General features: G+C 69.6%; 6 protein-coding genes and 1 pseudogene. 1 reads left to right on the forward strand and 6 read right to left on the reverse strand.

Annotated features, from left to right (window positions below):
- Positions 1-42: 42 nt before the first annotated feature.
- The 6 genes from L0P92_RS07790 to L0P92_RS07815 all read right to left on the reverse strand — a co-directional run bounded on the left by L0P92_RS07790 (position 43) and on the right by L0P92_RS07815 (position 8,641).
- Positions 43-2,175, reverse strand: a complete 2,133-nt coding sequence (locus L0P92_RS07790) for an SGNH/GDSL hydrolase family protein (protein ID WP_234761760.1) — start codon at positions 2,173-2,175, stop codon at positions 43-45.
- Complete coding sequence (gene manB, locus L0P92_RS07795) at positions 2,153-3,298, reverse strand: mannose-1-phosphate guanylyltransferase (RefSeq protein WP_234761761.1); 1,146 nt, start codon at positions 3,296-3,298, stop codon at positions 2,153-2,155. Before manB ends, L0P92_RS07790 begins: the two co-directional genes overlap by 23 nt.
- Before the next feature lie 65 nt (positions 3,299-3,363).
- Complete coding sequence (locus tag L0P92_RS07800; protein WP_234761762.1) at positions 3,364-4,569, reverse strand: glycoside hydrolase family 113; 1,206 nt, start codon at positions 4,567-4,569, stop codon at positions 3,364-3,366.
- A gap of 57 nt (positions 4,570-4,626) precedes the next feature.
- On the reverse strand, positions 4,627-6,078 hold the full coding sequence (locus tag L0P92_RS07805) for a glycosyltransferase family 2 protein (RefSeq protein ID WP_234761763.1): 1,452 nt from the start codon (positions 6,076-6,078) through the stop codon (positions 4,627-4,629).
- 241 nt (positions 6,079-6,319) lie between these two features.
- Complete coding sequence (locus L0P92_RS07810; RefSeq protein ID WP_234761764.1) at positions 6,320-7,672, reverse strand: glycoside hydrolase family 26 protein; 1,353 nt, start codon at positions 7,670-7,672, stop codon at positions 6,320-6,322.
- A gap of 84 nt (positions 7,673-7,756) precedes the next feature.
- On the reverse strand, positions 7,757-8,641 hold the full coding sequence (locus tag L0P92_RS07815) for a hypothetical protein (RefSeq protein ID WP_234761765.1): 885 nt from the start codon (positions 8,639-8,641) through the stop codon (positions 7,757-7,759).
- Between the two features lie 94 nt (positions 8,642-8,735).
- On the opposite strand from L0P92_RS07815, the pseudogene L0P92_RS07820 reads away from it, so the two are divergent.
- Positions 8,736-9,206: pseudogene (locus L0P92_RS07820) on the forward strand (hypothetical protein); the annotation flags it as partial.

A 9,206-nucleotide genomic window follows, 5' to 3' on the forward strand; every position in this document is an offset into this window, starting at 1 on the left:
GGCCTGTCCGGTGGGAGGCCCCGCCGGACAGGCTGGGTGGGGTCAGGACTTCAGGGACGCGGCCAGCTGCTCCTCCAGCCACGGGGCGACGAACCGGAGGCCGGCCTTGGAGAGGTGGACGTCGTCACCCTGGGGATAGAGGCGTGCACCGTCGTCCGTGGTCTGGCGGCAACCTTTGGTGTCGCACAGCAACCCGTCGAGGTCCACCAGGTGCACCTCGGTCTTGGAGGACTCGGCGAACTCGGCGACGACCTCGTTGAAGCAGGTTCCCCAGTCGGATGTGATCGCGCCGTTGTAGTTCCGCTCGTTCATGAGCAGGATCTCGGTTTCGGGCGACTCCGTGTGGATCAGCTTCACGGCCTTGCCGAGCTGCTGGACGTAGCGGGCTTTGTAGGCGGGGCTACAGGCGCTCAGCCACTTGCCGTCGATCTTCTGTTCCGCCGCGTCCCAGCCCAGATGGATGAGTGTCGCATCGGGCTGGGAGCCTTCGAGTTGGTCGGTCCAGAACTCCTCCCACTTGAGACAGGAGTCCCAGTTCTCGAAGACCTCGTCGGTACGGTCGCGGACCGCCTGCGGTGTCATGACACCGCAGCCGCGCTGGCCGCCGTCGACCACGGCGTACTTGTCGCCATGGTCGGCCAGCGCCGTCGCGAAGTCCTCCGCCATCGAGTCGCCCAGGGTCAGCACCAGCGGCTTGCCGTCGGGGCGCATCGTGTCGGCGATGTGGGCGGGCAGGTACCAGGAGCCGAAGCCGATGACCAGCGACGCCGCGGTGAACAGGGGGATCGCCTTGGCGGGGCGCCAGTCGCGGACCCGGTACTGCTCGATCGTGTAGTGCATGACCATCGACAGCAGCCAGGTCAGCCCGGTGCCCAGCAGGAACAGGGCGTACGGCTTCATGTCGGGGTAGACCATCAGCAGCAGCCAGTACACCGGCAGGTGGAGCAGGTAGAGGCTGTAGGAGATCTGGCCGATCTCCATGAGCGGCTTGAGCTGGAGGGCTCGGGCCAGCGGGCCGCGGTCCGTGCTGAGGCAGGCCGCGGTGAGCGCGATCAGGAACGCCACGACCGCCAGGCCGCCCTGGTACAGGAGGGGCTCATGGTAGGTGCTGACCTTGATGCTGAGGTAGATCACAGCGGCCAGGGAGAGGATCCCGGTCACCGTCGCCAGGTGGTACCCGGCACTGCCCTCGCTGTCGCGGCGCGCTGCCCGGCGCTGCACCAGATACACCACGAACGCGGCGGCCCCGCCCGCCATGAAGGCGACGGCGCGCGTCTGCGTCGCCAGGTACAGGAAGTCGGTGTCGTGGTTGCCCCCTCGCCACAGCACGGGCGCGACCAGCGCCGACACGCCGAACAGCAACACCGTGACCACGGCGACGGGCAGCACGCGCCGGCGGAAGGCGGCGAAGGCGACGACGAGGACGAGCGGCCACACCACGTAGAACTGCTCGGTGATGCTCAGCGACCACATGGCCGACAGCGGCTGGATGGCCCCGAAGTGGTCCCAGTAGGCGTCGCCGCGGGCGATCTGGGCCCAGTTGCCGATCTGCAGCAGCGCGCCGAGCGCCTGTTCGGAGACCGTCTGGGCCTCCTTCAGCGGACTGGCGAGATAGGAGATCCCGACCACCAGGCCGAGCGTCACCATCAGACCGGGCAACAGGCGCTTGAAACGGCGGCGGTAGAAGCGTCCGATGCGGATGCGGCCGGTGCGCTCGACCTCGCGGATCAGCAGCAGGGTGGTGAGGAAGCCGGACAGGACGAAGAAGGCGTCCACGCCGAACAGACCGTTGCTGAACCAGTTGGTGTGGTACAGCAGCACCGACAGGATGGCTACGCCGCGCAGACCGTCGACAGCCTGGAAGCGGGAGCGCAGCGGGGCCGGCCTGGACTCCGGATCGGGTTCCGGTTCGGGCTCCGGCCTCGCGACGGGTACCGGCGTGGGCTCGGCGGTCGCGACCAATGTGTCGTACGGGGGGTACGACGGGTCCGGCTGCGGCTGCTGGGGGATGTGGGGTACGACGTACTGCTGCGGGACGGGCGGGTGGTTGTACTGGTCGCCGCCGTACTGCTGGCCGTAGGCCTGTTGCCCGTAGCCCTGCTGCTGGTAGCCGGGGTACCCGTGCTGACCCTGGCCGTCCGGGACCGGAGGGTCAGTGGGCGGCTGACGATGCATGGGGTACTCCAGAGTGAGCGATGCCCTGCGCGGCGCAGGGAACGGGGGAGGCGGAGGTGCGCACACCGTGGGCGGGCAGGTGGGCTCCGCAGGCGATGCGCAGGCCGGGCGGGAGTTCGTTGCCCTCTGCCACCCGGGCTGCGTCGCCGATGACCACGGAGTCCAGGACGCAGCCCTCGCCGACGCGGGCGCGTCGTCCGACCACGGAGCGGTGCACGCTGGCCCGGGCGGCGATCTCGGCGCCGGCCAGCAGCACGCTGCCCTCGACGACGGCGCCCTCGCCTACCACGGCACCGGTGGCCACGACCGTGCCGCCGCTGAGCACGGCGCTGGGATGCACATGGGCGCCGGGCAGGACCAGGGCGTCGCCCACCGGGCCGGGCAGCGCCGGGGACGCGACCTCGCCGCGGACCAGGTCGGCCGAGCCCTGGACGAAGGCGGCCGGGGTGCCGAGGTCGAGCCAGTAGGCGTCGTCGACGACACCGCGGACGTGGGCGCCGGAGGCGAGCAGCTCGGGGAACGTCTCCCGTTCCACGGAGACGACCCGGCCGGCCGGGATGCGGTCGAGCACGGAGCGGGTGAAGACGTAGCAGCCCGCGTTGATCTGGTCGGTGGTGATCTCCTCCGGCGTCTGGGGCTTCTCCAGGAACGCCTGGACCCGCCCCTCGGCGTCGGTGGGCACCAGCCCGAAGGCGCGGGGGTCGGCGACCCGCTTGAGATGCAGGGTGACGTCGGCCCCGGAGGCGCGGTGTCCGTCGCGCAGGGCGGCGAGGTCAACGCCGGAGAGGATGTCGCCGTTGAAGACCAGCACCGGCTCGCCGGGGGCGCTGCGCAGCCGCTCGGTGGCGTTGCGGATGGCGCCGCCGGTGCCGAGGGCGGTCTCCTCGACGACGTACTCCAGCTCCAGACCGAGGCGGCTGCCGTCGCCGAACTCGTCCTCGAAGAGTTCCGCCAGGTAGGAGGTGGCGAAAACGATCCGGGTGACCCCTGCGGCGGCCGCGCGCGCCAATTGGTGCGTGAGGAACGGCACCCCGGCGACGGGGAGCAGCGGCTTGGGGATGTGGCTGGTCAGGGGCCGGAGTCTGGTGCCCTGACCGCCCACGAGAAGGATCGCTTCAGTCATGTGGTGTCCGCCTTGGGTTGCGGGGACGGGTGATGGAGGCGTGGGGGGATCTCCAGTGCTGGTTGTTACTGGGCTGTCTTGCCCGGGCCTGCGTAGTCGGAGGTGAAACAGGACTTGATGGCCTTCTCGCTCTGCGGGCGGCCGGCGAAGTCCAGACGGGACGCGGTCTTGTCGTCCGGAGGGGTGCTCGGATCGTCGTCGAACCAGATCGACCACCAGTAGACGCCTTGCATACGGCGTTCCTGGACGACCTGACAGACGGCCGTGTACCAGGTGGCCTGGACCTCCGGGTTGACGGCTCGCTTGGTGTAGAAGTCGCCGGGTGCGTGGTAGGCGCCGTTCATGGCGCCGATGCCGGCCTCGGCGATGGTGATGTTGGGCAGGTCGCCGGTGGCCTTCCTGTCCAGCCAGTCGTTCCAGCCCTCGACCAGCCGGTCCACGGAGGCGGTGTCGGGCACCTTGACGGGGAAATAGGCGTCCACGCCGAGGTGGCTGACCGGCATGTTGATGCGGCGGGCGACGTAGTTGTCCCAGTTGGCGTCGTAGGCCACCTCGCCGGAGAAGGTCTTCTCCGCGGAGGCGACCAGTGCGTCCCAACCGGGGGCGCCCTCCATGGAGTTGAGTTCAGTGCCGATGACGAAGGTGTCCGCCTTCGTCTGCTCGGCGACCTTCAGATACGGCGTGAGGAAGTCCTCGTAGGAGCCGAACCAGGCGGAACGGGAGGCGGGTTCGATGTTGCCGCGCCAGCCGGTGGGCGGATTCAGGGCCGCCTCGTCCATGATCGGGCGGACGCTGGTGCGGAAGCCGGCGTCCTCGAACACGCTCAGGACCCGCTGCAGCCGCTGCGGGGACGGGGTCTTGTCCTTGGCCGAGATCTTGTTGGACGTGGGGCCCCCGGTGAAGAAGGGGAAGGAGACGGACACGGAGTTCGCGCCCAGGCCGATGAGGTACTCGGCGTGCTTGCGGGCCTGGTTCTCGATGAACGTGTCTGAACGTTTCTTCTTCTCTTCCTCCCAGTAGAGCTGGACACCCCACTGCGGCATGCCGGGCTTCCAGGCCTTGGTGACCTTGAGGGCCTGGCCGTCGGAGGAGGAGTCGGCGGAGGAACCGGGGGACGTCGCGGACGTCGTGTCGGAGGAGCCGCCGGAGGGGCTGTCGGATGTGGCGGAGCCGTCCCGGACGATCCGGGGCAGGGCGGAGCCCGACTCCCAGCGGACCGGGTGGTCGCCGAGGACGAAGGGCGCGCCCAGCACCAGGCTGAGGACGGTCACCGGGAAAATGGCGAGAAGGGGCAGTCGCGAACGCATATCAGTCGTCTTCCGGGCGGGTCAGGCGGGCTTGGCGATCACGACGAACTTGTTCTCCTCGCGGCGGACGAACTTCAGGAAGCCCTTGAAGCCGCCGAGTCCCTCCAGGACCGAGAAGACGGGGATGAGCGCGACCACGACGATCGGCTCCCACCACTTGCGCCGACCGCTGACCGACGCCAGCGCGTTGAGCCGTAGTCCCTCCCAGTACGTCCAGATCACGTAGGCGAAGTTGAAGGCCCAGAGGATGACGATCGACTGGGTGACGGGGGAGGTGTTCATGTCGCCGACGAGGAGGCCGATGCAGAGCACGGCGACGATGTGCTGGAGCGGGCCGAGGATCCAGGTGGCCACGCAGATCGACAGGAACCAGCGGTAGCGCCAGGGGACGGCCTTGTTGAAGCAGAGGGCCACCAGGCCCCAGGCCCAGCGGTCGCGCTGCTTGACGAAGTCACGGGCGTTGGCGGGGGAGGCTCCGTAGCAGCGGCCGTTGAACCAGTCGCTGCGGCCCGGGTACTTGCGGCAGAAGGTGAGGGCGAGGCGAGCGTCCTCGACGATCTCCTTGGGGCCGAAGTCCCAGCCGATGGTGGCCTCGATGGAGGCGCGAATGACCAGCAGCTCGCCGTGTACGCCGGCGGCCGGGGTGCCCAGGCCGGTCAGCGCGCGGAAGCGGGCGATGTCGTCGGCGGGGCGTACCGCGTCGGCGAGCCAGGTGAAGAGGCTGACCGCGTTCTCGCGGGGATAGGTCAGGATGCCCTGCGCCATGTGCTTGGCCTCGTCGGGGTGGGCACGGCGCTGACGGTTGATGAACTGGGCGAGCGAGGAGGCGGTGTCGGGGCCGACGCCGGTGTCGTCGTCCATGTGCAGCACCCAGACGTGGTCGAGGGCCTCGCCCTCCTCGATGCGCAGCTCGTGGGCGTAGTGGTTGGCGCGGGCCTTGAAGCGGGTGCCGTTGGCGGGCACGTAGGCCTTGGGGACGGTGATCACCCGGATCAGCGGGTGCGAGGCGGCGAGCCGGTCGATGGCCTCCGTCGCCTCGCAGCCCTCCTCGGTGAGGATGTCGACGCGCATGTACGGAAACCACTCCGGCATGTGCTCGACGTAGGAGAGGACCGAGCGCTCCAGGGCCGGGTAGGTGTCGTGCCGTCCGATGGTCGGGCACAGGACGATCAGGAAGTCCTGGTCGGCCGGCGCGGCCGGGGTCATCCGGTCGCTCTGGCGCACCCGGCGGCGGATGAGCAGGGCGCCCTGGATGCCGACCAGCACACCGACGACCGGCAGGGACCAGACGACTGTCAGTGCCCAGCTGAGTGGAGAGGAACTGGGGCGATAGGACCAGAGCCCGAAGGCGACCAGCAGCACGAAGGGCAGCAGGAAGGGCAGAATGCCCGGCTTCCAGGATGCCGTGCGCTTGGCCAGCTTTGCGTTGTGCCGCGAATGCGGCACACCCCCCTCGACCATTGTCGTAGCCATGACGACTGCGGAACTCCCGTGAGATCGGTGGTGCGTTGAGGCAGCAACAGATCTCGGCCATGGCACGACACGGCGCACCACGGCACGTCTACTTCGGGCTCCTGCCCCCCAACGCCTTCATTGGCGCTTCGGCCCTGTCGCCGCTCAGATGCCCCCCCAGGCGCCCAAACAACAGGCCGAACAGATGGCCGATCCTTGCACATATGTGGCTGTACATGGAACTGATGTGAGAAAGATGTGTTCAAACATTAACGAAATCTCCGGCCGTTATGACCTTCGGTGATCCGTATGTCCGCTTCACATCGGCATCGCTGTTCTTGTGCCGGGGCTCGGAGAGGTTCTCGTACGACAGCGCCTGGCCCCACACCGTCCACAGCACCCACGGCGTCCTGGTCAGGGTGTCCGGCCGGGCGGAGTTGAGCGGCACATGGAAGGACTCGGCGATGACGCGGGGCTTGCGGTACGGCTCCAGGCCCCGGTACCAGACCTCCGTCCAGGCGCCCGTGCCGAAAGGTTTCGCCGGGGCGTCGCTGTAGTCGTCGACGCCCACGACATCGACGTAGCGGCCACCCGGGTAGTAGTCCCGCGGCTCTCGGGCGTACGCCCCCTCCCAGGAGTTCGGTGCCCACACGAACACCAGGTTGTGCAGGCCGCGCCGGTGCACGAGGTAGTCGTACGTCAGCCGCCACAGCCGCCGGAACGCGGCCGGGTCCTGGCCCGCCCACCAGAAGCCACGGCCGGGTGCCGTGTTCATCTCGTGGTAGGGGCGCAGCAGCACCGGCACGCCCCGCTCGGCGAGGTAGCCGAGGTGGTCGGCGAGGAAGGCGAGGTCCTGCAGCAGGTGTCCGTGCTCGGCGCTGCCCGGGGTGACCACCCGGGTGAACCAGTCCGGTTCCCGGGCGCCGGGCGAGTTGCGGTGCAGGGTCTGCGCGAAGCCCTTGACGGGGCTGCCCGGGTAGGGCTGGTGGAAGGAGAAGCCGACGATGCCCGCCGGGCCGCCGTCGCCCCGCGGCAGCGAGACCTCGGTGCCGTCGGCGCAGTCCGTGTGGCTGCCGGTGGGACGGTACGAGCCGTCGGCCGGCCGGGGCAGGCCCGCCCACACGCCGACCGCCAGGTCCACCGCGTCCTCGGTGTACCCCCAGCGCGGCCGGCAGCTCGGCCAGGCGCGGGAGTAGGAGCGGGACTCACCCACCGCCCAGCCCGGACGGTCGTAGCCCGGCCCGAGGTCCAGTTCCACGAAGCCGGGCAGCCGGCCGGTGATGTCCCGGGCCTTGCGGTAGTAGTAGCCCGGCTGTTTCGTGCCCCGGTAGTCGCCGTACCCGGGGTTGTACCGCTCGTTGTGCAGCTCGACGTGCTGCCCGATCACCGTGCGGCTCGGGCGGCCCCGGCGGGCGTCGTTCTCCAGGCCCGCCAGCAGGGCGTACACCCGGCGTGCGGCGAGCGTCGCCTCCGGGTCGCGGGTCCGCAGGTCGGTGGGCACGAGCGCGGGCCCGCCCGGTCGCCCGTCCGTCTCCTCCCGCCAGGCCCACATGCCCAGCGGCGCCAACAGCGCGGCACCCGCTGCCGCGCCGAGCAGCCCGATCCGGCCTCGCATCCGCACAGCCCCCGCCCCTCCCCGACACGTTCGTGCGGAGATTGTCCCCCGCCCGGGGACGGGGGAGCGCGGTGCGGCCGGGCGTTACTCGTCGGCCGCTGCCGACGCCTGGATCTCGCCCCGCCTGCGGATCTGACGGAAGGCGAAGTCCTCCAGGGTCTCGCCGACCTGGAAGGCGTCCGTGTCCTTGTCCGTCATGTTCTTGCCGCTGGTGAAGCCGGTGATGGTGAAGTAGGCGTAACGGCCGTAGGAGTTGGCGGTCGACAGGCAGATCGAGGTCGTGCAGAAGTCCTTGATGCCCTTGCCGGACAGCGACCTGATGATGTCCTTCTTGGTGTTGACCTTGCCCTTGACCTTGGTGGCCTGCGCCGCGTTGTCGAAGACCGCCACGCCGACCGTCACCGCGACGCCGTCCTTCACGTACGACACGCGCATGAAGCTGGTGCAGTCGTTGTCGGAGAGGATCTTCGGCAGGCCGCCCTTGGTGGCCGCGGAGCAGTTCTTCGTGTCGTCCGTGGCGCCCTTCTTGTACACCGTGTCGCTGCCCACGGTCAGCTGCGAGCCGGGGAAGAGGATCTCCGCGCTGAGCGGGGCGGTGTCCTTGGCCTTGCTGGAGATGAAGTCCTTCGGGTCCAGCGGCGGCGGGGCGCTCGTCGACGCGAACGACGGGGCGGTGGGCTGGGTCGGCAGGCCCGAGGCGCCCGGGGCTTGGGAAGCCGGCTTGTTCGAGGCCGAGTTGCTGTCGTTCGCCGACACCACGGCCACGGCGACCGCGGCACCGATGCCGACGGTGGCCAGTGCGCCGCCGCCGATGAGGAACAGCCGGCGCCGTTTGTTGCGCGTCTCGGACGCCTCGGCGAGTGCGGCCCAGTCCGGTGTCTCGTCGGCGCCGCTGTTCCACGGCTGCTGGGAATGCGGTTTCCAGGGATCCCACTGGGACTGGGGTCCCCCCTGCTGCCCGTAGCTCATGGGGCGCATCTTAGACGGACCGAGGGTGTGCCGGTCCGCCCCAAGAGGCGCACCCGCACCTAGCGTTCACACGGTGAGTGAGCGCAAAAGCGACATGTCCGGGTGGTTGGTACGACCGGCGACGTGGCATCTGTGGGGGGCGCTCGGGGTGGTGCTGGGTGCCCTCGTGGTGCGTACGGCCCGGGTGACCTCGGACGGAGGGATGGACAACGGCATCGTCGTGCGGGCGGCGCGGGTGTGGTGGGCCGGGGGGTCGCCGTATGACGACTCCCACTTTCTCTATCTGCCGAGCGCGGTGCTGGCGGCGGCGCCTCAGGTGCTGCTGCCGCGAGGGGTGCTGTGCGTGCTGGTGCCGGTGTTTGTGACCGCATGTCTGGTCGGCGGCTGGATGTGTGCTCTACGTCTCTACGGCGTGCCGCTGCGCAGTCGCTTCGCCGCGCTGGGTCTGCTCGGGCTGGCGGTGGGGTTCGCGCCGTTCGCCCATCTTGTTCTGTTGGGGAACTGGACGGCGACCGCGGCGCTCGCCCTTCCGTTGGGGTTGATGCTGGCCGGGCGGGGGCGGTGG

It is taken from the genome of Streptomyces muensis, from assembly GCF_021474425.1.
GTDB classification, from domain to species: Bacteria; Actinomycetota; Actinomycetes; order Streptomycetales; family Streptomycetaceae; genus Streptomyces; species Streptomyces muensis.

Bases quoted from the DNA above. Each gene is read 5' to 3' on its own strand.
- L0P92_RS07790 (WP_234761760.1), bottom strand. From the start codon at position 2,175: ATGCATCGTCAGCCGCCCACTGACCCTCCGGTCCCGGACGGCCAGGGT.
- manB (WP_234761761.1), bottom strand. From the start codon at position 3,298: ATGACTGAAGCGATCCTTCTCGTGGGCGGTCAGGGCACCAGACTCCGG.
- L0P92_RS07805 (WP_234761763.1), bottom strand. From the start codon at position 6,078: ATGGCTACGACAATGGTCGAGGGGGGTGTGCCGCATTCGCGGCACAAC.
- L0P92_RS07810 (WP_234761764.1), bottom strand. From the start codon at position 7,672: ATGCGAGGCCGGATCGGGCTGCTCGGCGCGGCAGCGGGTGCCGCGCTG.
- L0P92_RS07815 (WP_234761765.1), bottom strand. From the start codon at position 8,641: ATGAGCTACGGGCAGCAGGGGGGACCCCAGTCCCAGTGGGATCCCTGG.